Genomic DNA, 25,154 nt, shown 5'->3' on the forward strand with positions numbered 1-25,154 from the left:
AGGAGTGTTATTTATGAATAACGGAAAGACCTTTACCTATAATATTTTGTCAGAATCGACAGTAACTTTAAAGTTTGAGTTTTAAAGGGCTTTCGTTGTTTTTGTTAAATAAAAGCTTCTGTACCTAGTACAAAAGCTTCATCGTTATTATTTTATTTTTTACTTACATATAATCGTAAACAGAATCTTCAAAATAGAGCCAGTGGTAATATTCAATCTGTGGATCAGACATCTTAGCAATATCTTTTTCACTGAATTTTTGTTTGTCTAATAAATCCTTCACTTTTGAATCTCTGGCTAATTTACTCATTTTAAATCCTCCTAATATATAAGAAGTAACGAAGCAGTTACCACTTTGTAAACGATTGCTTTAATTTCTTACTTTTATTATATATCTCAATTTGAGATTAAACTAATATCAAGTTGAGATGATTTTGTTGGGAAAGGATATTTTATTGATATTTGAGTATAGATGCAGCTTAATAAGTAGCTGGTATATAAAGAGATAGCGATAGTTACGAAAATACATCAAGCCATTGCCATGATTTAGTTCGAACTTGAAAGCCCTTTATAAAGTGACGCCGGCCTTTAATATGTCAGAAAGGCTGCTGCTTGAGAAAATTGATTATGACCAAAACGAAATAACGATTCATGAAAAAAAGTACCCTCTGGAAAATACCTCCTTTGCAACAGTTAATACAGAGCAGCCTGATCAATTAATTAGAGGAAGAAGCTCAAGTGATGGAAAACTGTTATTCTTAGTCCAGCATTCGGAAAAGCACGCCAGACAGATTAATTTTCTTATGAAAAAAGCAGTCTTTATTAGCGATATAAATGTAAGCAACCATTATTTACTCGAACAAGGCGGTTACCTTTTACGTATTGGAGACCGGTTTGAAATCGAACCAGACAGCTTACTTCGTGTGTATGCTGGTCAAGGAACAACCGTCCTGGACACTATTACAATGGCTAGGAAGTTGGATTCATAAACAACACCAGCGGAGACACCATAACTTACTATTATGATGACCATACTATTCTGGACATCTATTCTTATATTTTACTTAAAGTAAGAGATATTAAAGGGGATGGTCCATTTCATTCTAAACCCATGTATACCTACGTTGTTTAGCAACCTACATTTATTAAGATTTTGGTACAAATACCAAGACAAATAGAAAAAAAGCAGGTCAACTCTCAGATTGATATGAACCGTTCTGTAGTTAACGTTGTTGGTAACATTCGTTCTGTTTTTGCACCGGTTTATAGAAGTGGTGAACAAGATACCTGCTTGGTACAATTTCTAGTCGAATCCATTCAAATGAAAGATATTTTAATTTGTTTCAAAATGTTTTACTTATTATTGCAATTAAATCAAAGATTTATTTAATGTAAATTTGTTAATTTATTGTAAAATTACAATTCTAGTCATTTATCGACAAACAGTGCGTAATACCTATCAGGAGAGTGCAATGTTCGACATTATTTTGGATTTTCAGCTTAATTAACAGGTTTTTTCTTTAATAAATGTAAATAAAAGCAAATAATAATAGTGATTCTATGAAAATATTCCTGACTTTTCTAGATTTACAAAGTCAATAAAATACCTAAATACTGTCTTAATTTTTTATAAATATAATATTTAATGAGTTAATTAAATAAACTATTATTTTTAAAAAAGGAGAGAGTAAACTAATGGATCGTCGTAAGTTTTTAACATATATGGGGAGCGGTACAGCAGCAATCGTAGCAGCATCATCTGGGCTAGGGGTATTAGCATCTAAAGCAGATGCTGCAACAGCAAATCATTTAATGGATGGACAACCTAACGGGAAAGGTAAGGCATTAACTGCGCCTTTTAAAGCGATTGGACGTACATGGGAAAATGAATTAGTACTTCCAAATGGTTATCACTATAACATTATTGCTTCTTATGGAGATGTAATTAATTCAAAAGGTGAAAAATTTGGGGATGCAGCTGACCTTACAGTATATTTTCCAATTGATAGCCTAGAGGGCGGAAATAATTCTGAAGAGGGTTTAATCTGGGTAAATCATGAATTTCCTGAGCCAGATAACTATATGAAAATATTAGGAATTAACCCATCTTCATATAATAAAGCTAATCTTGCACAATACCCAGAGTTCTTAAAGATGCAAAAAGAAGCTGTTGGTGGATCTGTTATTCATGTTAAAAAGGAAAAAGGCAAATGGACATTAGTTCAAGATGACAACTACAACCGCCGTGTGGATGGGACAACCTCTATTCAATTAACGGGTGCTGCAGCTGGAAGTTCAGCAGTAAAAGGAGCAAAAGTAGTTGAAGGTTCACTTGGAAACTGCAGTGGTGGACGTACGCTTTGGAATACAGCTCTTTCTTGTGAAGAAAATACGGAATATGGTGACGACTATGGCTGGCCAAACTTTACAGATGAACACTACGGCTGGGTAATGGAAGTAGATCCATTTAATGCAAAAGCACCTGTTCGTAAGCATACAGCACTTGGACGTTTTGCTCACGAAAATACGGCTATGGGACAAACGAAAGATGGCAGAGTTGTTGTTTATATGGGAGATGACGCTCGCGATCAAAGTTTCTATAAGTTTATTAGTAAAAAGAAATTTAACCCAAATAACCGTGAAGCAAACTTTGATATTTTAGAAAGCGGAACATTATATGTTGCAGACCTTAATAAGCAAACATGGATCGCTTTAGACTATTCAACTAACACAAAGCTGCAAAACTATGTAAAAGATGGTAAAAAATTCTTCACTAGTCAAGCAGATGTATTAACACATGCTCGTGAAGCAGCTCTTGCTGTAGGTGCAACAAAGCTAGATCGCCCAGAAGACGTGGAAATTCATCCACATGACGGAAGTGTATTTTTATCATTAACAAATAACTCTAGTCACGGAAATTTCCACGGTCAAATTTATCGTTTTGTACCTGCAAATAGTGATCACGGCAGTGATACATTTACATTCGAAGTATTTGTTGCCGGCGGACAACAAAGCGGTATTACTTGTCCTGATAATCTTCACTTTGACAGCAAGGGAAATCTATGGGTAGTAGAAGATTACGCTGCTACTGAAGATAACCAATATGCTGCTTATAAAAACTGTGGAGTATTCATGGTACCTACTGATGGAAAAAATTATGGTGAGCCATTCCAATTTGCTTCAGGTCCAAAAGGCTGTGAAGTAACAGGTCCATGGTTAACACCAGATGAACGCACTTTATTCTTAGATGTACAACATCCTGAAACGTGGAATCCATATCCTGGTCAAAGTTTTGGACGTTCTTGCCTAGTAGCTGTTCAAGGCGGTCCATTAAAGTAAGAATGATTTATAGAAAACTCTGGTCTGCTTAAAAAGAAGGGTTTAAACGTATATGGGTACGTTTAAACCTTCGTTCCTAAGTAAGAGAGGTGCATTTTTCATGATCGTCGTGTGTAAAAAACATGTTAATAAAGGGTTGAAAATGATTTTTCTTCCACATGTTCAACCAATCTCCGACGAAAATAAAATCTCTGGGAATTTTCATTGTCAAATCTGCGCCCAGAAAGCTGATTTTAAACTATATAACTTTGAATCTGTAAGGAAACAAGCTATTTAAAATAAAGGAGGAATCTTTATGTTACAGAATATTGGAATTCCTGGTCTTATTCTGATTCTTGTAATCGCGTTAGTTATTTTTGGTCCGAAAAAATTACCGGAAATTGGCCGTGCGTTTGGAACAACTTTAAAGGAATTTAAAAAATCAACACGTGAATTAGTTTCTGATGATGAACAGGAAGAAAAAGAAAAACAAAATAAACAAAAAAATGACGAGCCTAGCACAGAAGAAAAAACAAATAAACCAAAAGCAGTTTAATAAAAATGAATTCAAAAGAGGTGTAGGTAGCTGATTCTTACTTGCATCTCTTTTTAGTAATTAGAAAGTGGTGGCCTATGGAAAACAGGGAAATGAATCTTATCGATCATTTAAGTGAAATGAGAAAACGCCTAATTATTATACTCGGCAGTTTCATTATTTTGATAATCTTGTCATTTATTTATGTGCAAGACATTTACAATTGGTTACTTCAAGATACATCACTAAAGTTAGCAGTTCTTGGACCTAGCGACATACTGTGGGTCTATTTATTACTGTCAGGTGTTATCGCCATTGCAGGTACAATACCGATAGCGGCACATCAAATTTGGCTATTTGTAAAGCCAGCATTATCCGAAAATGAAAGAAAGGTAACGTTGGCGTATATACCAGCATTGTTTATTCTCTTTATAATAGGAATTTCCTTCGGTTATTTTGTCATTTTTCCATTAGTATTTGACTTCCTACTTTCATTATCTGATGAAATGTTTATGACCTTTTTTACTGCTGATAAATATTTTCGTTTTATGGTTCATATTATACTTCCTTTTGGATTCTTATTTGAGCTACCGGTGATTATTATGTTTTTAACTAGTCTTGGAATTTTAAATCCATACCGCTTGCAAAAAATGAGAAAGGTTTCTTATTTTATTTTAGTCGTAACAGCTATTCTCATAACACCACCAGATTTTGTTTCAGATGTTATCGTCGTTATACCACTGTTATTTTTATACGAATGTAGTGTTTTATTATCTAAAGTTGTTTTTCGGAAAAAACAAAAGCAAGCCTTGGCACTTGATTCATGATGAATAAAATCTATTTCAAATAAAGGATGAGGCTGTCCCATAAATCAGTAATCTTGATTTAAAAGGACAGCCTTATCTCTGTTTAATTTATAGTTAGATTCGTCTTATCGAGTTTTTCTTTATACGTTGGGTTCATCAATATGGACCCGAATTAAATGAAAGAGTACTTTGTCATCTTAAGACAACAAATGACCCTTGGAGAGTCGATGAAACATATATCAAAGTAAAAGGTCAATGGATGTATCTGTATCGTGCATTGGATTCCAAAGGGAATACGATCGCTTTTATCTCAGTAAAATAAGGGACAGACAGGCTGCAAAGCTCTTCTTTAAGTAAGCTTTGCGGTCTTTACATGTTTCTAAACCTCGGGTGTTCCATGAATTTCAAATTTTGCACAATAACGGAACCCACAGTACTCGTTTACTTTTATTGTGTATAACCCCCTAATTGTGCGTTCAAGTTAATCCGGTCCTTTCTGCGAGCTGTTTTTGTTCTATTATTCTCGCTTGAACTGCACCCCAATTGTTAGACAGTGCAATAGGGCGAGTTATATTTCCCACAATCCGCTGATCCCCTTGATAGGACTTTCTATGTATAGCTGTTTGGTGTTTGAGCACCGAACAGTCTTTTTTATATAAGCAACTTTCTACTTATAGTATAACCAAAGATTTCATGATACGAATGCCGTTAGAAATCAAGGATACTCCAAATAGGGGATTCCTTGATTTTTTTATTTTTAAGGTTTAGTTAAGGTACAGCCAATTAAGAGTTAAGGTACGTGGATTAGAATAAGTGTAACGAAAGGTAATGGAGGAGAAATAAATGTCTATTTATATTATTGAAACATCGAACTTAACGAAGAAGTTTGGAAAGTTTTTGGCAGTGGATCAAGTAAATATACAGGTTCCGATGGGTGGGATTTATGGATTTCTTGGGCCAAATGGTGCCGGGAAATCAACAACAATTCGGATGCTGCTCGGACTAATTAAGGAAACAAAAGGGGAAGTAGCGGTATTTGGGAAATCGATAAAGAAAGAGCGACTCGATATTTTAAAACGTGTTGGTTCGTTGGTTGAAACACCTTCTTATTACGGACATTTAACGGCATATGAAAACTTGGAGGTTACAAGAAAACTATTAGGCGTGGAAAAAAGTGAAATGACTCGAGTGTTAGAGATTGTAAAATTAGTCGATGTTCAGCATAAAGCGGTGAAGAAATTTTCACTTGGAATGAAGCAGCGGCTTGGAATAGCTCAGGCCCTTTTGGGAAATCCAGCGCTGTTAATCCTTGATGAGCCAACAAATGGCTTGGATCCATCAGGTATTATTGAAGTACGTGAGCTGATTAAAAGCTTGCCTGAAAAATATGGGATTACCGTTTTAATATCAAGCCACATTTTAAGTGAAATCGAATTAATGGCCACCCATGTAGGGATCATTAACAAAGGGAAGTTGTTATTTCAAGGAACGATAGAGGATTTGCGGGATAAACAAAAAGCAGAAATCCAACTGGAGGCGGAACCTATGGACGAAGTGGAAACCTATTTAACTGATAGTGGTATTCCCTTTACGAAGGATCAGCGTTTTCTCTATTTTGACGCCGGGCTTCAACCAGCTAAAATCAATCGTGAGCTTATTTTGAATGGGTATGAGGTGCACCAATTAATGATGAAAAAGCATTCTTTAGAGGAAATCTTTTTATCTATTATTGGGAGCAAGGAGGGGATGGTATGAAGCTTGGAACGTTAATTTGGCTGGAAGGCTACAAACAGAAAAAGGGTTTGATCTGGTTATTTTTACTTGTCATTCCTGCTGGAACTACCCTGGCGATGTTTGTGGATTTTAGTCTCCGTTATGATTACCTGCTGGATACAGCAGAACCAGGATATAGCTCTTGGGATTTACTATTATTAGAAAATCATCTTGTACTAGGATGGGGAATGTTTTTACCGATGTTTATCGCGATCATCTATGCCTTAATCTATCAAGTGGAAGAAAGCAAAAACAACTGGAAACAAATCTTAAGCTTGCCAGTCCGGCGTGAGAGTGTTTATTTTTCTAAATTTCTAGCAGGCTTATTGTTTAGCATGATTCTTATTCTATTAAATATGTTGGGACTTGTTTTGGTTGGGTATATGATGGATTTTCCAGAAACTGTGGAATGGAGCGATTACGTAAGTTATGTTGGGAAACAAATCTTGATGGTTCTATCTGTCGCAAGCCTGCAAAATTGGCTTAGTTCCTACTTTAAAAATGCCATTCTTCCAATAGTCATTGGATTTGGTGGGGTTATTCTATCTACCATTATATTTCAGCATCCCTCTGCCGCAAAATTATTCCCGTATGCCTTTCCCTTCTTTACGGATGGACTTGTCAATGAGGAATTAACAGAGATGGTAAGAAACAATCTATTGCTTATGCTTACCTTTTTGGGTTTAGGATTGTGGCATTTTAAACAAAAAGATGTTCTGTAAGGGGGAAAGACCGATGAAGAAGTTATTACAAGTAGAATTTTACAAATTAAGACGATCGAAAATTATTTTGATCACAACGATTTTAACGTTGTTTGCCCTTTTTCAGGGCTGGATGTTTGCAAAAATGGATCGAACAGAAGGAGTGGAAGATGTATTTAGAGCATTTTTATATCAAGGGAGTATCGCGGTGTACAGCTGGCTGATCTTACCGCTCATTATTACCATTGTCCTGGCAATGATGGCAAGAATGGAGCATAGTAACAATAGCTGGAAACAGCTGCTGTCATTACCGGTAGAAAAGGAGAAGGTGTATATTTCCAAATTACTTGTGGGCATGGGGATTATCCTGTATAGTCTCGTATTGCTTTATGTTGGAATGGTTTTGGCAGCTTACTTGCTTGGCCTGGACGAAATCCCATTTTTATGGATAACAGAACGATTCATGATCATGTTTCTTTCCTCTTTGGGCATTACCGGGGTTATCTTTTATTTGAGTTATCAGTTTAGCCACTTTGGTGTCCCGATGGTTATGGGGGCAGGACTTGCTTTTCCGTCCATGCTAGTCGCAAATTCAGAAAAATATTGGATTTTTTATCCATGGGATTATCCGATTGTTTCGTCCCTGAACCACGTGTTTGATATGAGCGGAAAAAATCTAATCATGCTGATTGTTTCCATCTTCTTATTCCTTCTGACGATCTGCATCGGATTTTTACGTTTTCGAACAAAAGATGTACTATAAAGCGTATAGGATGAAAAGAAAGGAATCTTGCACATGTCATTAACGGGGTTAGTGAACAAGAGAGTATTACTTGTGGACGATGAAGTTGATCTTTTAAATCTGCTTGAAACCGTCTTGAGGAAGGATGGTTTCGGGCAGATTGATAAAGCAACAACAGGTCGAGAGGGAATCAAACTTTGCGATAAAAATAAGCCTGATATTATTATCCTTGACATCATGCTTCCGGATATGGAGGGCTATGAGGTCTGCCAAAAGATGAGAGAGATAACGTTTGCACCGATTATCTTCCTATCAGCCAAATCGGATGAAATTGACAAACTCCTTGGTCTTGGAATTGGTGGAGATGATTATGTCACGAAGCCGTTCAGCACAAAAGAAGTGGTATTTCGAATCAAGGCACAATTGCGGAGAAACGAGTATGTTGCTCAAGCCAAAATTGAAGATCAATTGATTACGTTTGGAGACGTCAAGATTTTTCCGAATACAGGGGAAGTCAAAAAAGGAAATCAGTCGATTACACTTAAAGCGAAGGAACTTCAATTGCTGATTTATTTAGCGAATCATCCGAACCAAATTTTCAGCAAAAGTAAAATTTGTGAAGCGGTTTGGGGAGAAGAGTATTTTGGGAATGACAATACCATCATGGTCCACATTCGCAGGCTGCGAGAAAAAATAGAGGATGATCCGAGTAAACCGAAATGGATTAAAACCGTTAAAGGATTAGGCTACAAGCTGCAAGTACGAGGGAATTGATCAATGAAATGGAAAATTACCGGACAATTTCTCATATTTATGGTTCTAAGCCTGCTGCTGTCCTTTTTTGTGTTTCTCGTTATTAACGTTTTCCTATTATACAGTAATTATGGCAAACAGGATCATTTTTTGCCTTATCAGAATCCGAGTTATTATACCTTAGATTTTGAGACTCATATTCGGTTTGAAAACGGGAAGATAACGATTCCGGATTCCATGTTAGCTGAGCTGGAACAAGGGGATATCTGGATCCAAGTCCTGGACGAAAATGGGACAGAAATATACAGTCGATTTAAACCGGAAAAAGCTCCTGTGCATTATACACCTGCCGATCTCATTCACTATCATAAGTTTACAGGAGCTCTTGAGAACTCAACTATTTTTGTTGGGAAGCTAAAGAGAGGAAATCGGGATCTAAGTTATATCATGGGATTTCCGGAAGGTGTCATAGGGAAAGGCAGTATCAATTATCGGCCAGAAACGCTTATACGAGATATCCTTTTCATTATCTTGACTGTCGTATTGGTGGTCACCTTTATCGCCTTGTTTTTTGGATACTTTTTCAGTAATCGGTTAGCAAAACCACTTGTTCAAATCATTAATGGGATTCAAAACCTTGCCAAAGGTCATTTTCAAACCGAATATAAACCAAAGGGCATTTATAAAAATGTCTTTCAGAACTTAAATGAATTGTCATCCAGCCTAAAGTCGAACGAGGATGAACGAAGGAAACTGGAGAAGACGAGGGAGGAGTGGGTGACAAATATAACACATGATATTAAAACCCCGCTTGCTTCCATTAAGGGATATTCCGAATTAATTCAGGAATACGAGCTGGAGGAAATAGAAAAGAAGAGATACCTGGATATTATCCTAGAAAAATCGGATTATATTGCACATTTGATTGAAGATCTAAACATCACATATAAGCTAAAAAGCACTTCCTTTCCATTAAATAAGAATGACGAGGATTTAGTTGAAGTCGTAAGGGAATCGATTATTCAAATTTTAAATCATCCCTTATATGAGGAAAGCCACTTGGAATTTAAACCAGAGATTGACAAGTATTCGTTTTGTTGCGATAGAACCTTGATACAACGTGCCTTAATGAATTTAATCTATAATGCCATTGTTCATAATCCGCAAGAAACCATTATTCAGATTGCCGTTCAAAAACAACAAGAACATGTCTATATTTTAATAGAGGATAATGGAATTGGCATTGCAAATGAAGAATTAGAAGAATTGTTTACGCGCTATTATCGCGGAACAAATACAGGTGAAACACATAAAGGAAGCGGTTTGGGACTGGCCATAGCTAAACAGATTGTGGAAGCGCATGGCGGTGAAATAGTTGTGGAGAGTACATTGGGTAAAGGGACTAGGATTTGTATTGTCTTTTAAGAGGATTTACTATTTTGCTGTTAATTATAGCTAAAGGAAAAAGACTGTTTTCGGTCTTTTTCTATCCTTATTTTTCCATGGTCAATCTGAGTATGAAGTGCAAGCATGCTGGTTATTGGTGTCATGACAATTGTTCCCAATCCAGAACTTGAAACAAAATTGCCGATTGAAATAAGAACCATAAGACACCAAACATTACCATGTACCGACATTCACAGCTCTTTTGAACTTTGCACTGGCAAAATTGATCGCGGTATTTTCAAGAATTAATACGGGTTAAGAATAATATCAAATAAAAAGGGTGTCCTAAAAGGTTATTTTAGAACACCCTCTTGCAAGAAAATGTAATTAAAAATTCAATAAAATCAAGGATTTGAGTTACAGTTTATCAAAGAAAAAATAAATTCCTCCTATATTGGGACATATTTGAGGAAGTTTCTTACTTTTACCAAGAGGAACTGTATTCTCCAACACCGGTCGAAGGCGTATGATAGCTGTTGTTATCGCCATGCTGCCACGTAATGTTACCATTCGCATCTTTTAGCACAAACTTGAATTCGTACAACCGATCAGCACCTAAATTGAACGTACCGCTCCAGTTTCCGTCTGAATTTTGCGTTAGCTTATATTCGTACTCAGCAGGATTCCATCTCCCAATCTCTCCTCTAGCTCCAGTCAAGTAAACTCCCTGGCCTGCCGCTGAAGGAACATTGTTAACTGTAAATGTAACAGGAACGGATTTCACCCCCAATTTATCCCTCATCATGTTAAATTCATTTGTCGGATTTCCTTCATCATTGAATAAATAAGTCATTCTTAGTAAAGTAAAACCCTCAAAGTTGTAGTTGAAAACGACTTCTGCAGAATTATCAAATCCCCACTCGTTATTAATAAGAGGGAGTGCATTTTCGCCATTTAATGAAATACCCCGTTCATTCGCCAAGTTAGCAATTTGAGTAACTAGCTTTCTAGGAGCACTGTAGTAAGGAGCATTATATGCGTCGTGGTCTCCCATTTCTAAACAAGTAAACGTGATGGCCAAATCAGATTTCTTAAACTGATCAAGTAATTGAGAATAGTTATAGTATCCCGTGCTGTACTCGGCGGCATGCGGCATTTCAGGGTCATTCATTTTCCAATGAACACCTGAAATTTTCGCTCCAATGGGCACGTTAAAGGTGCTATCAAATTGTTTATGAGCAACTTTAGCAATCTTTTGTAAATGATCTTCAAGGGCACCTTGATACCATTCCATGAAGTCCTTACCATATTGTGAACTGTATGCTTCACCACTAGTAAAGAACTCATCACCGTTGTTTGGAGGCTGAATTTGATTCCAATTTTTAAGTTTTGTACCCCAAGCAGTATTTAATTTTTTAAGGGTTGCGTATTTTTCTTTTATAGCGCGCCTGAAATCTTTTTTAGCGCCTTCTGTATAGGCTTGAAGTTGACCTCTTTCAGGATAGTCCCATCCATCTGCAAATTGGTAGGACGGGTATCTTAGTTCACCAGCCGGACCTCCGCTTAAATAAATTTTAACTATGAGACTTTTTTTGTCAGCAAAGTTCTTTGCAAACGACTTGTATAATTCATTATATTGGCCTGTCGCTTCATCCCACCAAGGAGCAAGCGCCTCTTTATTCAGGTAACCGCTTTCACTTTTGAACGCCATATTTTCTACAGAATCTTCATCCCATATCCATGTCGGAAGAGGGTAGTTACAATCGTCTCCTACGTTACCTCCGCATTGATGTGTAGACATAATAGGCACCCATTTTAACCCTGACGACTCAACTACTTCCGCATATTTTTTATAGTAAGACCAGTCAAATTGATTATCTCCATTGCCTTCGACAAGACCCCACCACACATCTGTTGTTAATGCATATACACCACTTTCTTTTAATTGAACCAATTGTTTTTTAAATGAATCCCAATCTGTTACTTCCCCTAAAGGGGCCATAACATACAATTTGTAGTCGGACTTTACTTCAGCCTGAGCAGGTGAGTAACTTGAGAATAAAGCAACCAAACATAGCATAAAAGCTAGTATTGTATAGGATATTTTTCTCATAAACGAATACTCCTTCTTTTTTTACTTGGTTTACTAAAAATAACTTTCATAGAATGATAAGTCGTTGCCGGAAAATAACTCTTTTTTACAAGTTTAAAAAGAACATGTCTAACTTGAAATTAGCAGTTTGATTGAAAAAGTTACAAATTGTTTTGATTGCCGGTTACGAGTGAGTAACCTCCTTTCTGGATTTCTATTCATTTCTATGTTTTGTAAACGGCCAAACAAGCAGAAAAAAGGAGTGAATTCTAGTTTGGATGTATCTGTTTAGTCTACATGTGCAAACGATTGCATTAACATCCAAAAAAAAAGACCGTTATACTCCTTTCTTAAAAAATTATAGTTAGCCTGGAAATATTCGTCAAGTTATTTTTTGAAAATTTGAAAAAATTATACCAAATCTTGATTTCAGAATTTCATGTTTCAGGCAAGGAGTATGGTATTCTTTCAGAAGGAGATATCGGTACTTTTTCAAGGAACAAGATATATTAATTCTACTAGGAAAAATTAGGTTGATGAGATTATTGAAAACGCTACTTCAATTCATAGATGAATGAAATACTTAATGAACGGTTCATTGGATTCTGTGCCAAATGTACAGTAAACCTGTTATTCAGCAAAAAGGTGCGTTAGTTGAGCACTTAAACGAAAGAGGCAAGTTACGGTATGATGCTTGGTGGCGGCCTTTGGGCGATGGTTGGGTTAACCGAAAAAGAGTTCGTCCTAGTTCAGATGCTCCCAATCTTTTTAATTTATTGGTAAATGGTTCTAATATTAGTACATACAATGAAATTGTGAGGATCTTGATCAACGATAAATCTTACTATATTTCCTTTTATTAATAATAAAGGAGGATAGGTTTAAGATGTATGAATTTATTAGACCATTTCTAGAATTTTTTTTATTGTTTTTTGAGATAATTATAATAAGTTTAACGATTTGTGTGAAAAATATAATAATTAAATTCTTATTTACTTTTATGAATTTATTTCTAGCAATTATCCTTTATCAAAATGCCGTTAAACTTGCGTATTGTTGTGGAGGATTTGATGATCTTATCATTCGGTTTTACTCCTTTATCATTTTGTTCATTTTTGTCATTCAAGTGATGATTAGCATATTTAAAAAATGATTTAATTTAATAAAAGCAGAGGAATCGAATTCCCCTGCTTTTTGTTGTGTGAATGACTACCCAAATTCACTTTCACACAATTCGAGCAAGATTTAGGATGAACTATTTTGAGGAATCTCTTAGTATCTATAAAAGAGATATGTAGATTTAGGAGAAAACTACGAATTTTCAATTAACTTAGTATAGACATTTAAACATTGCTCATATATATTATACATATTAATCCTATTTAAATACTGTGAATTAAATTCCGATGTTATCTTATTAATCATATGAAGAATGATGTTTAAACGTTTGAATCTTGACCTTGAAAAGTCGAAATGAAAAAGATCAATTTACATTGTCTATGAACTTACTAATATATATAACAGAAAAAGGGTCTATTTCAAAATGAAAACACACTATACTTATATGTTTTGTTTGTGTTTGGAATAGGACATTAAGGAGATTACTATGAGAAAGTTACTTATTTTTGCTATTGTCGGCTTTTTTGCTCAATTAATTGATGGCTCACTGGGAATGGGGTATGGACTTACTTCAACATCACTATTAATGGCGTTTAGTGTGGCACCAGCAGTGGCTTCTGCTTCCGTTCACATGTCTGAAATTGTTACAACTGCAGCATCAGGTGTTTCTCATTATCGTTTTGGGAATGTAGATAAAAAAATGCTTTTTAAATTAATGATCCCAGGGGCATTAGGTGCTTTTATTGGGGCGGCGTTCTTGAGTAGTATATCCGGGGATTTGATCAAGCCGTATCTTTCTTTTTTCTTAATCTTAATGGGTATTTATGTGCTATCACGATTTTCGTTTAAACAGAACAATTCAAAAGATACGGAAGGAGAAGAATCTGAGGGATCTTCAACTTGGTATTTAGTACCTTTAGGAGCAGTTGCGGGATTTTTCGATTCAGTTGGTGGTGGAGGTTGGGGACCAATTAATACTCCAACGCTTTTATCTAGGAAAGACGCAGTACCTAGAAAAGTAATTGGAACAGTGGGTGCAAGCGAATTTGCTGTTACAACATCGGCTACTTTAGGATTTTTACTATTTTTAGGTTGGGAACAATTAAATTGGATTTGGGTTGCAGCATTTATAATTGGTGGAGTCATTGCCGCACCAATTGCAGCATACCTAGTTCGTATCATTCCTTCCTATTTACTAGGTGTTGTTGTTGGAGGATTTATTATTCTTACGAATTTAAACACAGTTCTAAATGCAATGGGTATTAGTTCTGAACTAACCTTTGTTAGCTATAGTATTTTGGGGTTTGGTTGGATTTTTGCAATTGCATGGACAGTTCGAAATAATATTCGATTCGATCGAAGTGGTAAAACAAGTATCGAGGGTTAAGGCGTTAAGAAGGCACTGCTATTAGAAATTGGCAGTATCTCAACAGGTAGAATGAAAAACTTACAATAAGTTTAGTTTTGAGTAGTTTTTGAAAGCCTCTCAATGAAGTTATCTTAGGAATGTGTTGATAAACCCACCAAAATTCTATGTGTTGCCAATTGCAGTCCACACATGTAGTGCTGTTCACTACTCGAATTAAAACAGTAGTTCATGATGTAACAGTGAGTAAAGAGCCTTCCAATCCGGAAAGGCTCTTTGTTTTTACATAGAAAAATAGGGCATATTGACCTCTACGCTGCCAGTGCGGGAAGTAGAATTCCTTTGAGTTTTCTAATTTTTTCCTATATAGCTTTGTATCAATATAATGGAATAAGACTTTGATAGTTATTTTAATGAATTGGATTGTAAAATAATGGATGAAATTGTACTATCATTAGTAAGAATTCTAAATAAAGCATATCTGACAAATCTTAGATATGCTTTCATTTTATTACGTTGAATAACAATGTTAAATTTAGGTGATTACCTTTGCCTTTTTTGTCATACCAGTTTTTTCAAGCATACTTTTTGAACTTACTGTTTTGTTAGGCATAAAGCAAGCAAAAATTAACGCCACAAAAGATAAGACTAACATAAATAGATAGGCATCACTTGAGCCAAAGATAGAAGCTAATTTCGCTAGTTGCGTAGCTGTAATATTTTCATTTTCCATAGATAGCTCAGAGGTATGTGAAGTTGTTTGAATGGTATACACTGTGATGACAACTGCTGTTCCAATAGCACCTGCTAATTGGCGAACAGTATTATTTACTGCCGAACCATGTGAACTCAGTTCTCTTGGTAAAGCATTTAATCCTGCTGTATTTAACGGCATAGTTATAAAGCTTAATCCAATTCGTAAAATACATGTACGAACCATTAAATATAGATAGGTTGTAGATTCAGTTAAATCAATGACTCCCCACATGGAAATAATGATAAAAAGTAAACCTGTCACAAAGAGTGGTTTAGCTCCGTATTTATCATACATTCTACCTGTGACAGGTGATAGGAAGGCATTAATCACAGCTCCAGGTAATAAAAGTAAACCTGCTTCAAAAGCTGTAAAACCTCGTCCATCCTGCAAGTATATTGGTAAAAGAATTAAATCCGCATACATAATTAACGTAATTAATACATTAATGAACGATGTGATAGTGAAAATTTTATACTTAAAAACAGATAGATTTAATAAAGGGTCTTTGGATTTTATTTGACGTAAACAAAATAAAATCGTAAAACGATTATTCCGACGATAATTGTTGTAATGACAACAGGGTTCTCCCACCCTTTGCTTCCTGCGCTACTAAATCCAAATAAAATAGAGCCAAAACCAACCGTTGACAAAATGACACTTGTAATATCTAATTTCGCTTTTGTTGTTTCAGCAACATTCTTTAAATATTTAAATGCAAGAACAATAACGACTAATACTAAAGGGGTTATCCCAATAAATAGCCATCTCCATGACAGATATTCAATCATAAAACCGGATAATGGATAATATGTATTGCCCCTTATTTTTTATGACTTTTTACGATTTAGGTCTTGGTAACTTAAACTAGATGGCATTAGGTTAATACTTTCAAAGTTTGATATCAAAGTTCGACTGTACACTCGCCATGATAATGATTAACTATACTATAATAAACGAGGATACTATGTTTAAATCAAGCATATATTCTCTTTTTTTTATACATAATAGAATGATTAACAGTACTAATCTGAATCTGCTTCCCTGCTTCTTCTCCTGGTGACCAAGGGGCTCGGAGAGTCCCGCAGCTTGAATGCTGTTTTATATGACGTACCCGACTTCTTTAAGTTACTTTCACACTGCTTTTCTGTTTCAATTTTTAATTCAGTAATGTATATTTCAGTAAAGGCTTTTTATAAAACGTCACTTATTTATTTGTTATCGAGTTGTTCCGCCAAACCGATTAGAAGTCCTTCGGTTCCACGAATGTAGCAGAGCCGATACGAGTCCTCGTACTGAACCACTTCGCCAACGAGCTGAGCACCATACTTAATGAGTCTGGATACCATTTCGTCAATGTCTTCAACGGTGAACATGACGCGTAGATAACCGAGGGCGTTTACAGGAGCAGTCCGGTGATCTGATATAGTAGGTGGGGTGAGAAATCGTGAAAGTTCAAGTCGGCTGTGGCCATCTGGTGTAACCATCATAGCAATCTCTACGCACTGAGAACCCAATCCGGTTACGCGACCAGCCCATTCACCTTCGACAGTGGCTCGCCCTTCGAGGTTCAAGCCAATCTCCTCGAAGAAAGAGATTGCGTCATCAAGGGATTCTACAACGATGCCGACATTGTCCATTCTTAGTAATTTGTTTTTTGCCATAGTTTTATCTCCTTATGTGTAAAAATTTATTATCTGATCATCTTCATAATTATTCTATTAAAAAGTTACAAATTCCTTCCAAACAAAAAACACCTTGTCACAGTTCATGATAACAAAGAAAAGTCACAGTATAGGAAAATGTGAAATTGGGTTTTCGGGTATGTCATATAACATCTTGTTAACGAACAACACTTCGTAAACCCTCTACTATTGGAATATTCGCGAACCTTATTTCGTGAATGCCATCATGTTCAAATAGTTTCAAAAATTCGATACCGTAGTTGCTATTCGATAAAACAACTTCGACTTCCCCACAAAATATTCCTGCCCTGTACTCCATTAAATGGCCCTTTTATGGAATAACATAATTGGGAATTTTGCTTAAACTTTTTAAGGTGATTGGAGTTTTTATAAATAATCGAATCTTATTTTAAAACTATAATTGTTCATTAGTTGACGAAAAATTATAGAAAAAAGGGGAAGAAAAAATTCTTCGTGTTTCACATATTATACATGACTAATATATATTAACCCTTTATTAAAAAGTTTTTTTAAAATTAAGTCTTGATAAACAACGAGGTTACTGCAAAGTTCCCGGAATTATTAACAATAGATATTCATGATGGTACGGTATTAGATGGAGAGATTATTTTTACTGATTCAGGCGGAAAACCGGACATTGAAGCCTTAATTAAACTTTTGGGTTTATATAGTATTTCATTCTTTACATATAAATTTGAAATAAAGTTGTACCGTAATCAAAAAAGTTGCACCGTTTTGCACCTTTGGATGTTTTATCTGTGGGCGTTTTTTTAATGAAAGAGAAAAGAACAAATAAGTTGTTCCATTATAGGGTCAGATTGTTGAATAACATGTTAAATTGTAAAGCGAAAATTTTGAAGAAATGTACTTAAACTCCAGGGTTTTTTATTAACCAGGCAAGTTTAACAGAGCTTACCACTAAAAAGCCAATGCTAAATACCTCTTAAATAAATATCGTTATTCTGAAACAAAGCTCCTTTGATAGGCAACACTATTTAGGAGTTTTTTAATGCAAAAAAAGGTGTGATCGTATGAAAATCCAAAAAATCGAAACCTACCCCTTATTCTATAAGCTATCTCAGCCATATGGGGATGCAAATGGCTACAAGTATTACCGGTCCTGCTATCTTATCCGGATTATCACGGAATCGGGTGTACATGGCTGGGGGGAATGCGTTGATTGGTTGCCGACCCTGGACATCGGATTTAAAGAGAGAATTATTCCTTTCTTAATTGGAAAAAAGGTAACTGACCGGCTGAAGCTTGTCGGCACTGTGAAGAAGTGGCATCAGCGTGCAGCCTCCGCTGTTAGTATGGCTTTAACCGAGATTGTTGCTAAATATGCCCATCTTTCTGTCTGTGAGCTTTGGGGAGGAAGCTTTAGAAGCAGTATTCCGGTTTATGCTTCGTTCCAGTCTTATTCGGATCACTCAGATTGGATAAGGCATTCTCTCAGAATGACGGAAGAAAGTGTTTTAAACGGGTTGGGGAAAATAAAAGTCAAGATAGGAGGTAGGGTATTCAGGGAAGACCTGGAGCATATCGAAGCTCTTCAGAAAACCGTCGGCGAGAAGGTGGGAATTATTCTGGATGCCAATCAAAGCTATGATTTGGCAACCTCCCGAAAGTGGGAGAGGTGTTTTTCTAAATCGGCGAATTTTTTGTGGCTGGAAGAGCCGATGCCAATGGATCAGGTTCAGGATTATCAGTTCCTTCGTTCCAACCTGTCCATTCCTGTTGCCGGCGGGGAAAACATCAAAAGTACAAAGCAATTTATACCACTGCTTACTAAAAAGTCAATTGACATCATTCAACCGGATATCATGCATGAAAATGGAATAGATGATTTTTTCGACACTTTGAAGCTTGCACGCCATTTTGGAATTCGTGTTTCCCCTCATAGCTATGATGGAGTGATAACTCGTCTATATACCTTGTTTTGTCTGGCCAACCTGAAGCCATGGAGCAAAATGGGGGAGGATGCTATTGAGCCGGCCGAATGGGATGTGATGGAGAATCCTTTCTCGGAGCTTCTTCCTGTTAAGCCAGTGAATGGAAAGGTCTGTATTCCACAGGGAGAGGGAATTGGAGTTGAAGTGAATATGGATTTGATTAAAAAATATCTTTGGGATGGTTCATCCTATTAACAACGGTGCAGTTTAGTTGAAGAAGCATTAAGTGATTTTAGGACTAATTTTATATTTTATTTATTCAATTAAAGGGCGCAATTCTACAGCAAGAATTGTGCTCTTTCTTTATGTTAAGGGCCATTTTCTGGAGTAAGGTTTATTGAACCAGCTTCGCTAGTTACCCCTTATAGGAATTCAATGTATCTAGGATACTAAAATAACCTCCTTTAGCTTTGAGCCAAAGGAGGTTATAGATCATTCCAGTTATGTTTGTTTGAGTGCAAATTATTATTAGATGACAGAATGTCCGTGTTCAGATAATATCTGTAAAGTTTGTTCTAAAGTGTCTGACTTAACTAGAAGATAATCTGTGTTATAAGTAGAAATGGCAAAGATACTAATTTTAGCTTCAGCAAGTGGGGAAGCAAGGGAAGATAATACTCCTGTCAGTGAAAAATCAAGAGGTCCTTCCACTTTAATACATCTCCATTCGTTACTTATTTCAATATTTTCAACATGCGACGGTACTACTTCTTCTGCACATACTATAGATAGTTCTTCATCTGTATAAGTAATTGAAACAAAATTTTTATTTTCAAGAGCCCATTTAGGAATAGCTTTAGAAGGATCTAATTTTAAGACAGACATTGTTCCAGGAAGTACAGATAAATTCAACAAATATCAACTCCATTTCCCCATAGAATAAGTTTTTGTTTAACACGAAAAACAAAAAAGCCCGGAAAATATCGTTAATGATATCTCCCGGGCTTTTATCCCTCCGTGTCCACAGTGTTACTGTGTGTTTTCTCTCGGACCTGACCGGATAAAATAAACCGCGGAACCCTAGAAAACATTTTTTATTAATTTAGAGAAATTATCTATCAGAAACATGTAATTGTCAATTCTCAAGATATTACCACTTTATCGTTTTTGATAGTATTGCTAAGAAATTATATAAAGAATTTGGGTATGTAGACCGGAAGATTTCTATGAGTTTAAGGGTTTACAATACCTCCTAAAAAAGTAACTTGGATAAGCGCTCATTTTCCATTTAAGGGCCATATTGTTGAACAAAATGAAGACGACTGAATCTGAGGATTTTCAAAAAGGAAAAAAGATGAGCTGAAAAATAATTTCCAGCTCACCTTTTTTCTATTGAAGTATAAATAAGAATAGATCTTAAAGCTTTAGAAGACAAAATCTAAGGTCAATTTTCATGAGTTAAAACCTCATATACATCTCGATCGTTCCAAGGTTGAACTGGTCGATGATTGTCTGGGAAGACGGATGTGAATAGGTCAATTTGTTCTTGAGATACTGAAATCGGTTCAGCAAAAACTGTCCACTTTACCCCTTCAGAACAAGGTGGGGTGGTTAGGGATCCGTTATAATGGTACGCCGTTTTGTCTTGAGGTAATAAAGAAGAAAGATTAATTTCCTCTTCCAATAGAATATTTTCTTCCGATTCTTCCTTCGGTAACTTTGACCAGAGTTCTGCTAGAGTTTTATTCTCTTTTCCTGCTTTCATCAATACACCAAGTACAGCTAATTGATCGTCTTCACTTTTATGTACTAAATGCAGCTCCATATCCAAATTTTTTCCTTCCATTTGATGTTCAGATGGAACATGGAAATGGAATTGAACTAATTTATATTCCTTATCATCAATAACAATAGAGTTTTCGTCTGTGTTTGTATCTGCTTGCACAGTATGTCCATTATTTTTAATTGTAAAGGAGCTCGGCTGATAATTGATTCGGATATCTGCCTCTGAAGTTTTATTTGCTTTTGCATCTTCTAAGTTGATGGGAGATTGTTTCATTCCTCTTCCGCATGCTTTAAAAGACGAGTCTAAGGCTTCCCAATATTCTGGTCCAGTATCCCCAGAATAAGACCAATGTATCTCGTGTTCTTCTTTTTTCGTTTCATCCTGAGCCGCATTCTTATTATCGTGGTCTATTGGGGAAGGTGATGAAGAACATGCAGTAATAGTCACCAAGAACATACACATCATAATAAATCGAATCCACATCATTTTTCATTTCCTCCTTTGAAATTAAGGTTAGTAGATATTTATTCAAAAGAGTTGATCACGTAATTGGATTGATAAAAAATGATGGTAATTAGCATAAGTCTTCTAGTAAATATAGAAATCAGATTAAAGGAACTAGTAATAATTAAGGTAATTATGACTAAAACAGTTGCCATGATAACATTAATATTCTTTAGTTTTCCATTATCATCAATTGGGTAGTCTGAACTTTGGTTTTCCGTAAGATTGATTTCTTGAACACCAATAGCTTGTGGGTAATCGTAAATAAAATAACAGGAAAAGCTATATATTATAACCAAAATAGAGAGGGCTAAGTATCTATTCAAAACTTCACGCCCCTTAAAAGATATTTTTATATAATAACATAATTAAGAAAATTAATACAAGGAAATAAAATGATAAATCAGTTGGTTAAAAGGTAATGCGGATGTTTGAAAAAGTGGTTAATTTTAGAAAGATTAATGGAAATGCACATGAAACGAAGTTAGTTAAACCTACCTGTCTAGTGAACAATTCGCAAACATTATGTAGTAGCTTATTCAAGAATAGGGCGCGTTTCTTGAACAAGAAGTAAAAGGGTGGAAAATATTATACATGATTAATATATATCACCCTTTATTTTTTATGACTTTTTACAATTTAGGTCTTGATAATTTTAAAAAGTTTAACGGTTTATAAGGGGTAGTGACGGGGTTGCTGTCATATATCACAAAGCAGTTTATATAAATTCTTTCCTTTACATACTGAATATTTCAGTATTACTAGAATCAACATCGTGATATCCATCTACAACGACATCTAATTTACCGGTTTCAGGATGGATAACCATACCATGAATTGCAATATTTTTTGGCATTAAAGGGTGATTGTTGATTAAATGAACACTATTTGTGACACTCTCCTCTACACATTGAAAACCGGTTAGCCACTCGGACAAATTAATACCTGCATTCGTTAGGGTATCAATTTGAACCTCAGAGATCCCATTCTGTTTTGCGGCTTCAAGAATCGAGGACGATTGAAGGCCTACCATCCCGCATCCATGATGACCTATCACACATATTTCTTCTGCTTTCAACTCATAAATAGCGACAAGAATGCTGCGCATAATGCTACCAAAAGGATGAGACACAATAGCTCCAGCATTTTTGATAATTTTCGCATCCCCGTTTCTCAAACCCATTGCTTTTGGAAGCAATTCTAATAGACGGGTATCCATACAGGTTAAAATGACAATTTTTTTATCCGGATATTTCGTAGTTTGAAACTCTTCATACTTGTTTTCATCAACAAAAACTTTGTTATAATCTAAAATAGTGGAAATAATAGACATTGATTTTTCTCCTTGTTATTTGTGTTGGAACTTAAGAGTTTTAACAAATAATCCTACAAAGAAACTCTATGCGATATCTATAAAATTTCTTGTGAATCAGTGATCAAGTGTGAATAACCAAAAGGCCATTGATAACATACTGATAACGATTTAAGATTAATAATACTCAAGGTCAAGAAAGAAGGCAAGAAACATGTTAGACATGCTAACATGTTTCTTGCCTTCTATTATTAAATAGATATGAAATTTGTTGATGAACTTTTATTAAACTATTGCCCATTCAATAGTTCCTTTTTTAAATATTCCATTTTAGAACAAGTCCTAGGGCGCTATCCTTAAAAAAGGCAGTGCTCTTTTTACAGCCATTTAATGGAATAAGGAAGGAGTTTTAAAGAGGATAAAGTGAACTCTCATGAAATAGTTTTGTTTAATTAATTAAAGACTTTGGAGAAGATTACTGGGATACCATGTTAAACTGATTAAAAGGATATTGAAAGGACTGGACTCAATTAATGGATATTAGAAAACCTAATGATTCGGAACTTAATAAGGTTTTGGCATTTTCACCACAAGCCGTATATGATGGCACATTGGGTGAAGTAAAACCTACTAATGAAAAAATCGAACAACTTGTTGAACCACTACTAAAAAAGGGAAGCTATTACTTAATAGCAACAGAAGACGATAAATTAATGGGATGGATTCTTTTAGGAGAAAGTAAAGACCAGTTTACTGATAAGATGAATGGATTTATTTATGAACTATTTGTTATAGAAGAATTTAGAGGAAAAGGAATCTCTAAACAGTTAATGAGAACTGCTATTGACCATCTAAGACAAGTTGGATATTCTGAAGTCCGTTTAAGTGCTTATGCACAGAACCAAGCTATTAAAATGTATGAAAAAATGGGGTTTAGCATAAAAACAGTTACTATGAGTTTGCCATTATAAACAATGCCAGCTATAAGTAATATTTATATCGCTTAACTAGAGGGGCTTTCCCAGAGTAAGAATTGATGCTCTTTTTGCTAAGAAAAATGCAAATTACAAAAAAAGAAGATGGAAACAAGGATACGACATCTTATCCTACTCTTGTTTATTATCATTTTCTTGATTATTTATATCGTTAACAGCTGTATGGTGATCAACTGGGTCAATTGTGTGTTTATATTGGTATGCTTTCGATGTAGTGGTTAAACTTAATAATAAGATAATAAAGATAATGACTAAGCTTACAATCAAAAAAATCGCCATTTTTATGGTTCCTCCTCAAATATTTAAATAACTCTTATTTATAAATTCACAAGACCCTAGTGCCTTCTATATAAAGGATGAATATTATCTGAATTTCTAAGCTCAAAATCTAGGTTCAACTTTCTTTCTAACTTATCTACATTTCCTCCCTCTTTTACAAATAATTCTAACTTTGTAGCTATCAATTTTCCCACTTTACTATCTAGCTGTTCAATATTAAGTAATGATTTTATTTTTATCGTTTCTGGGGTGTTATCTCTACGAAACCATTGTCCAGGGACCTGTTCCCATAAGTTTTCCCACTCATCTAACAATCCAATTTCATTTAAAAAGAATTTTTGTAAACCACATAACCAGGCAGTACAACTTGTATTTCTTTTCTGACAACCAAAACCGTCTTTTAAAAACTCACACCCTTTACAACAGGAGTTTCCACTATTAATACAAACCTTGCAAATATAATGTGACCCAACTAATTGAAGTACGTTCAAACCATGTTGGATAATGTCTTCCCTCTTTATTTCTATACTCAATCTAATCCTCCATCTGTTATTGATTATTTTCCTGATAGAATAACCAATTTTTTTATTATGTTTTCACTTTGAAGTTCCCTTTTTATGAACATACTTAAAGCTACTAGAACTTAATATCCCTAAAAACTAAAAATGGTACCTTTATAAATGTGAAGTAAGGTTGCTTATTTTCACAAGTACAATTTCCTGGTAACAGTGACTTTTTTCTATCCCAATTTTACAAAAACCGTTATCATAAACTTTTATTACCGTATATATCTTTCCTAAATAATCAACCTTTTCACCTTTTGAAACATTCATTTTAATCTCCTTATTTCTTAATTAAATGTAGTTTTTTGTTCCATTTAATTTAAGTCTTTTGGGAATATTATGATTCTATCTATTAATTATGTTGGAGATAATGCTCTTAATTCAAACTAGTTACTCAACTAATAATTGATTATTTGGCCTAATAATCACCTAATCTTCTTTAGAAGAGGTTTTTAAAATATAGAGAATTAGTGAAAATATTATATTTAATATGAAGAATCATTAAAAACTTTCTTTACTTAATGTAGTATCTTTAATTTCTTTTAGATCTTTTTTATGAATCAATTCAAATTTGAAGGGGTCGTCCTCTTTTCTAAGTTCACAATATCCTGTTGAATAAAAATATAGAATTTTATAAATCATTTCATTAAATAGAACTTTTTCCCCAACTCTCATAAATTTCACCTCAAAGATTTCTTTTTGACATAAATAATGAAACAGTGTACATTCATATCATGATATATTCAAATAATCAGATATACTAATTCACTAA

The 25,154-nt window shown here is 35.0% G+C and carries 22 protein-coding genes, 4 pseudogenes and 1 riboswitch; of the genes and pseudogenes, 15 read left to right on the plus strand and 11 right to left on the minus strand.

Going from position 1 to position 25,154, the window contains the following annotated elements; all coding sequences use genetic code 11:
• Nucleotides 1-163: 163 nt before the first annotated feature.
• A complete protein-coding gene (locus GMB29_RS26975; protein ID WP_168733910.1) occupies nucleotides 164-310 on the minus strand; it encodes a hypothetical protein in 147 nt (48 codons plus the stop codon).
• 192 nt (nucleotides 311-502) lie between these two features.
• On the opposite strand from GMB29_RS26975, the pseudogene GMB29_RS27325 reads away from it, so the two are divergent.
• From GMB29_RS27325 to GMB29_RS09830, 10 genes and pseudogenes are all read left to right on the plus strand, one after another.
• Nucleotides 503-812, plus strand: a pseudogene (locus GMB29_RS27325) (fructose-bisphosphatase class III); the annotation flags it as partial.
• An 883-nt stretch (nucleotides 813-1,695) separates the two neighbouring features.
• Entirely contained in the window at nucleotides 1,696-3,339 is a 1,644-nt protein-coding gene (locus tag GMB29_RS09790; protein ID WP_136356437.1) for a PhoX family protein, read from the plus strand.
• A gap of 295 nt (nucleotides 3,340-3,634) precedes the next feature.
• Complete coding sequence (locus GMB29_RS09795; RefSeq protein WP_136356435.1) at nucleotides 3,635-3,874, plus strand: twin-arginine translocase TatA/TatE family subunit; 240 nt, start codon at nucleotides 3,635-3,637, stop codon at nucleotides 3,872-3,874.
• A gap of 77 nt (nucleotides 3,875-3,951) precedes the next feature.
• Nucleotides 3,952-4,680 (plus strand): twin-arginine translocase subunit TatC, encoded by a 729-nt coding sequence (gene tatC / locus GMB29_RS09800; RefSeq protein ID WP_136356433.1) that lies wholly within the window; start codon nucleotides 3,952-3,954, stop codon nucleotides 4,678-4,680.
• A 121-nt stretch (nucleotides 4,681-4,801) separates the two neighbouring features.
• Nucleotides 4,802-5,013 (plus strand): annotated as a pseudogene (locus tag GMB29_RS09805) (DDE-type integrase/transposase/recombinase); the annotation flags it as partial.
• A gap of 489 nt (nucleotides 5,014-5,502) precedes the next feature.
• The gene (locus tag GMB29_RS09810) at nucleotides 5,503-6,414 is read left to right on the plus strand and encodes an ABC transporter ATP-binding protein (RefSeq protein WP_136356431.1); all 912 of its coding nucleotides are present in this window, start codon (nucleotides 5,503-5,505) and stop codon (nucleotides 6,412-6,414) included.
• The gene (locus GMB29_RS09815; protein ID WP_136356428.1) at nucleotides 6,411-7,154 is read left to right on the plus strand and encodes an ABC transporter permease; all 744 of its coding nucleotides are present in this window, start codon (nucleotides 6,411-6,413) and stop codon (nucleotides 7,152-7,154) included. Before GMB29_RS09810 ends, GMB29_RS09815 begins: the two co-directional genes overlap by 4 nt.
• A gap of 13 nt (nucleotides 7,155-7,167) precedes the next feature.
• Nucleotides 7,168-7,896 (plus strand): ABC transporter permease, encoded by a 729-nt coding sequence (locus GMB29_RS09820; protein ID WP_168733909.1) that lies wholly within the window; start codon nucleotides 7,168-7,170, stop codon nucleotides 7,894-7,896.
• A 24-nt stretch (nucleotides 7,897-7,920) separates the two neighbouring features.
• Nucleotides 7,921-8,649 (plus strand): response regulator transcription factor, encoded by a 729-nt coding sequence (locus GMB29_RS09825; RefSeq protein ID WP_406600343.1) that lies wholly within the window; start codon nucleotides 7,921-7,923, stop codon nucleotides 8,647-8,649.
• Between the two features lie 3 nt (nucleotides 8,650-8,652).
• Complete coding sequence (locus tag GMB29_RS09830) at nucleotides 8,653-10,053, plus strand: sensor histidine kinase (RefSeq protein ID WP_136356422.1); 1,401 nt, start codon at nucleotides 8,653-8,655, stop codon at nucleotides 10,051-10,053.
• A 20-nt stretch (nucleotides 10,054-10,073) separates the two neighbouring features.
• Here GMB29_RS09830 and GMB29_RS09835 read toward each other — a convergent pair whose 3' ends face one another.
• Both GMB29_RS09835 and GMB29_RS09840 read right to left on the minus strand, forming a co-directional pair.
• Complete coding sequence (locus tag GMB29_RS09835) at nucleotides 10,074-10,265, minus strand: hypothetical protein (RefSeq protein WP_136356420.1); 192 nt, start codon at nucleotides 10,263-10,265, stop codon at nucleotides 10,074-10,076.
• A gap of 233 nt (nucleotides 10,266-10,498) precedes the next feature.
• Complete coding sequence (locus tag GMB29_RS09840; protein WP_136356418.1) at nucleotides 10,499-12,127, minus strand: family 14 glycosylhydrolase; 1,629 nt, start codon at nucleotides 12,125-12,127, stop codon at nucleotides 10,499-10,501.
• A 593-nt stretch (nucleotides 12,128-12,720) separates the two neighbouring features.
• Between GMB29_RS09840 and GMB29_RS09845 the strand changes: the two genes are divergently transcribed.
• Nucleotides 12,721-12,969, plus strand: coding sequence for a hypothetical protein (locus tag GMB29_RS09845; RefSeq protein WP_136356416.1), 249 nt, complete (start codon nucleotides 12,721-12,723; stop codon nucleotides 12,967-12,969).
• Nucleotides 12,970-13,712: 743 nt separating this feature from the next.
• On the plus strand, nucleotides 13,713-14,612 hold the full coding sequence (locus GMB29_RS09850; protein WP_136356414.1) for a sulfite exporter TauE/SafE family protein: 900 nt from the start codon (nucleotides 13,713-13,715) through the stop codon (nucleotides 14,610-14,612).
• A gap of 514 nt (nucleotides 14,613-15,126) precedes the next feature.
• Here GMB29_RS09850 and GMB29_RS09855 read toward each other — a convergent pair.
• A pseudogene (locus tag GMB29_RS09855) lies at nucleotides 15,127-16,148 on the minus strand (DHA2 family efflux MFS transporter permease subunit); the annotation flags it as partial.
• A 408-nt stretch (nucleotides 16,149-16,556) separates the two neighbouring features.
• Nucleotides 16,557-17,009, minus strand: coding sequence for a VOC family protein (locus tag GMB29_RS09860; protein ID WP_136356412.1), 453 nt, complete (start codon nucleotides 17,007-17,009; stop codon nucleotides 16,557-16,559).
• A gap of 570 nt (nucleotides 17,010-17,579) precedes the next feature.
• Here GMB29_RS09860 and GMB29_RS28020 point away from each other — a divergent pair.
• A pseudogene (locus GMB29_RS28020) lies at nucleotides 17,580-17,705 on the plus strand (ATP-dependent DNA ligase); the annotation flags it as partial.
• 377 nt (nucleotides 17,706-18,082) lie between these two features.
• Nucleotides 18,083-19,198 carry a mandelate racemase/muconate lactonizing enzyme family protein gene (locus tag GMB29_RS09870; RefSeq protein ID WP_136356410.1) on the plus strand — a complete coding sequence of 372 codons (1,116 nt, stop codon included), beginning with the start codon at nucleotides 18,083-18,085 and terminating at the stop codon, nucleotides 19,196-19,198.
• A 273-nt stretch (nucleotides 19,199-19,471) separates the two neighbouring features.
• Here GMB29_RS09870 and GMB29_RS09875 read toward each other — a convergent pair whose 3' ends face one another.
• From GMB29_RS09875 to GMB29_RS09885, 3 genes are all read right to left on the minus strand, one after another.
• A complete protein-coding gene (locus GMB29_RS09875; RefSeq protein ID WP_136356408.1) occupies nucleotides 19,472-19,855 on the minus strand; it encodes an ACT domain-containing protein in 384 nt (127 codons plus the stop codon).
• An 82-nt stretch (nucleotides 19,856-19,937) separates the two neighbouring features.
• Nucleotides 19,938-20,038, minus strand: a riboswitch (guanidine-I (ykkC/yxkD leader).
• Between the two features lie 349 nt (nucleotides 20,039-20,387).
• Nucleotides 20,388-21,215, minus strand: a complete 828-nt coding sequence (locus GMB29_RS09880; protein ID WP_136356406.1) for a carbonic anhydrase — start codon at nucleotides 21,213-21,215, stop codon at nucleotides 20,388-20,390.
• 754 nt (nucleotides 21,216-21,969) lie between these two features.
• Nucleotides 21,970-22,566: a beta-class carbonic anhydrase gene (locus tag GMB29_RS09885; RefSeq protein ID WP_136356404.1), complete on the minus strand. Its 597-nt coding sequence runs from the start codon at nucleotides 22,564-22,566 to the stop codon at nucleotides 21,970-21,972.
• A gap of 512 nt (nucleotides 22,567-23,078) precedes the next feature.
• On the opposite strand from GMB29_RS09885, the gene GMB29_RS09890 reads away from it, so the two are divergent.
• Nucleotides 23,079-23,516 carry a GNAT family N-acetyltransferase gene (locus GMB29_RS09890; RefSeq protein WP_136356402.1) on the plus strand — a complete coding sequence of 146 codons (438 nt, stop codon included), beginning with the start codon at nucleotides 23,079-23,081 and terminating at the stop codon, nucleotides 23,514-23,516.
• Between the two features lie 135 nt (nucleotides 23,517-23,651).
• Here the strand turns inward: GMB29_RS09890 and ytzI are convergent, their stop codons facing one another.
• The 3 genes from ytzI to GMB29_RS09905 all read right to left on the minus strand — a co-directional run bounded on the left by ytzI (nucleotide 23,652) and on the right by GMB29_RS09905 (nucleotide 24,652).
• Nucleotides 23,652-23,819, minus strand: coding sequence for a YtzI protein (gene ytzI, locus GMB29_RS09895; protein ID WP_136356400.1), 168 nt, complete (start codon nucleotides 23,817-23,819; stop codon nucleotides 23,652-23,654).
• A gap of 56 nt (nucleotides 23,820-23,875) precedes the next feature.
• A complete protein-coding gene (locus GMB29_RS09900) occupies nucleotides 23,876-24,352 on the minus strand; it encodes a DNA mismatch repair protein (protein WP_136356398.1) in 477 nt (158 codons plus the stop codon).
• 141 nt (nucleotides 24,353-24,493) lie between these two features.
• Nucleotides 24,494-24,652 (minus strand): hypothetical protein, encoded by a 159-nt coding sequence (locus GMB29_RS09905; protein ID WP_155443867.1) that lies wholly within the window; start codon nucleotides 24,650-24,652, stop codon nucleotides 24,494-24,496.
• Nucleotides 24,653-25,154: the final 502 nt, after the last annotated feature.

Source organism: Metabacillus sediminilitoris (assembly GCF_009720625.1).
Classification (GTDB): domain Bacteria; phylum Bacillota; class Bacilli; order Bacillales; family Bacillaceae; genus Metabacillus; species Metabacillus sediminilitoris.

Bases quoted from the DNA above. Each gene is read 5' to 3' on its own strand.
- GMB29_RS26975 (WP_168733910.1), bottom strand. From the start codon at position 310: ATGAGTAAATTAGCCAGAGATTCAAAAGTGAAGGATTTATTAGACAAA.
- GMB29_RS09790 (WP_136356437.1), top strand. From the start codon at position 1,696: ATGGATCGTCGTAAGTTTTTAACATATATGGGGAGCGGTACAGCAGCA.
- GMB29_RS09795 (WP_136356435.1), top strand. From the start codon at position 3,635: ATGTTACAGAATATTGGAATTCCTGGTCTTATTCTGATTCTTGTAATC.
- tatC (WP_136356433.1), top strand. From the start codon at position 3,952: ATGGAAAACAGGGAAATGAATCTTATCGATCATTTAAGTGAAATGAGA.
- GMB29_RS09810 (WP_136356431.1), top strand. From the start codon at position 5,503: ATGTCTATTTATATTATTGAAACATCGAACTTAACGAAGAAGTTTGGA.
- GMB29_RS09815 (WP_136356428.1), top strand. From the start codon at position 6,411: ATGAAGCTTGGAACGTTAATTTGGCTGGAAGGCTACAAACAGAAAAAG.
- GMB29_RS09820 (WP_168733909.1), top strand. From the start codon at position 7,168: ATGAAGAAGTTATTACAAGTAGAATTTTACAAATTAAGACGATCGAAA.
- GMB29_RS09830 (WP_136356422.1), top strand. From the start codon at position 8,653: ATGAAATGGAAAATTACCGGACAATTTCTCATATTTATGGTTCTAAGC.
- GMB29_RS09835 (WP_136356420.1), bottom strand. From the start codon at position 10,265: ATGTCGGTACATGGTAATGTTTGGTGTCTTATGGTTCTTATTTCAATC.
- GMB29_RS09840 (WP_136356418.1), bottom strand. From the start codon at position 12,127: ATGAGAAAAATATCCTATACAATACTAGCTTTTATGCTATGTTTGGTT.
- GMB29_RS09845 (WP_136356416.1), top strand. From the start codon at position 12,721: ATGTACAGTAAACCTGTTATTCAGCAAAAAGGTGCGTTAGTTGAGCAC.
- GMB29_RS09850 (WP_136356414.1), top strand. From the start codon at position 13,713: ATGAGAAAGTTACTTATTTTTGCTATTGTCGGCTTTTTTGCTCAATTA.
- GMB29_RS09860 (WP_136356412.1), bottom strand. From the start codon at position 17,009: ATGGCAAAAAACAAATTACTAAGAATGGACAATGTCGGCATCGTTGTA.
- GMB29_RS09870 (WP_136356410.1), top strand. From the start codon at position 18,083: ATGAAAATCCAAAAAATCGAAACCTACCCCTTATTCTATAAGCTATCT.
- GMB29_RS09880 (WP_136356406.1), bottom strand. From the start codon at position 21,215: ATGATGTGGATTCGATTTATTATGATGTGTATGTTCTTGGTGACTATT.
- GMB29_RS09885 (WP_136356404.1), bottom strand. From the start codon at position 22,566: ATGTCTATTATTTCCACTATTTTAGATTATAACAAAGTTTTTGTTGAT.
- GMB29_RS09890 (WP_136356402.1), top strand. From the start codon at position 23,079: ATGGATATTAGAAAACCTAATGATTCGGAACTTAATAAGGTTTTGGCA.
- ytzI (WP_136356400.1), bottom strand. From the start codon at position 23,819: ATGGCGATTTTTTTGATTGTAAGCTTAGTCATTATCTTTATTATCTTA.
- GMB29_RS09905 (WP_155443867.1), bottom strand. From the start codon at position 24,652: ATGAATGTTTCAAAAGGTGAAAAGGTTGATTATTTAGGAAAGATATAT.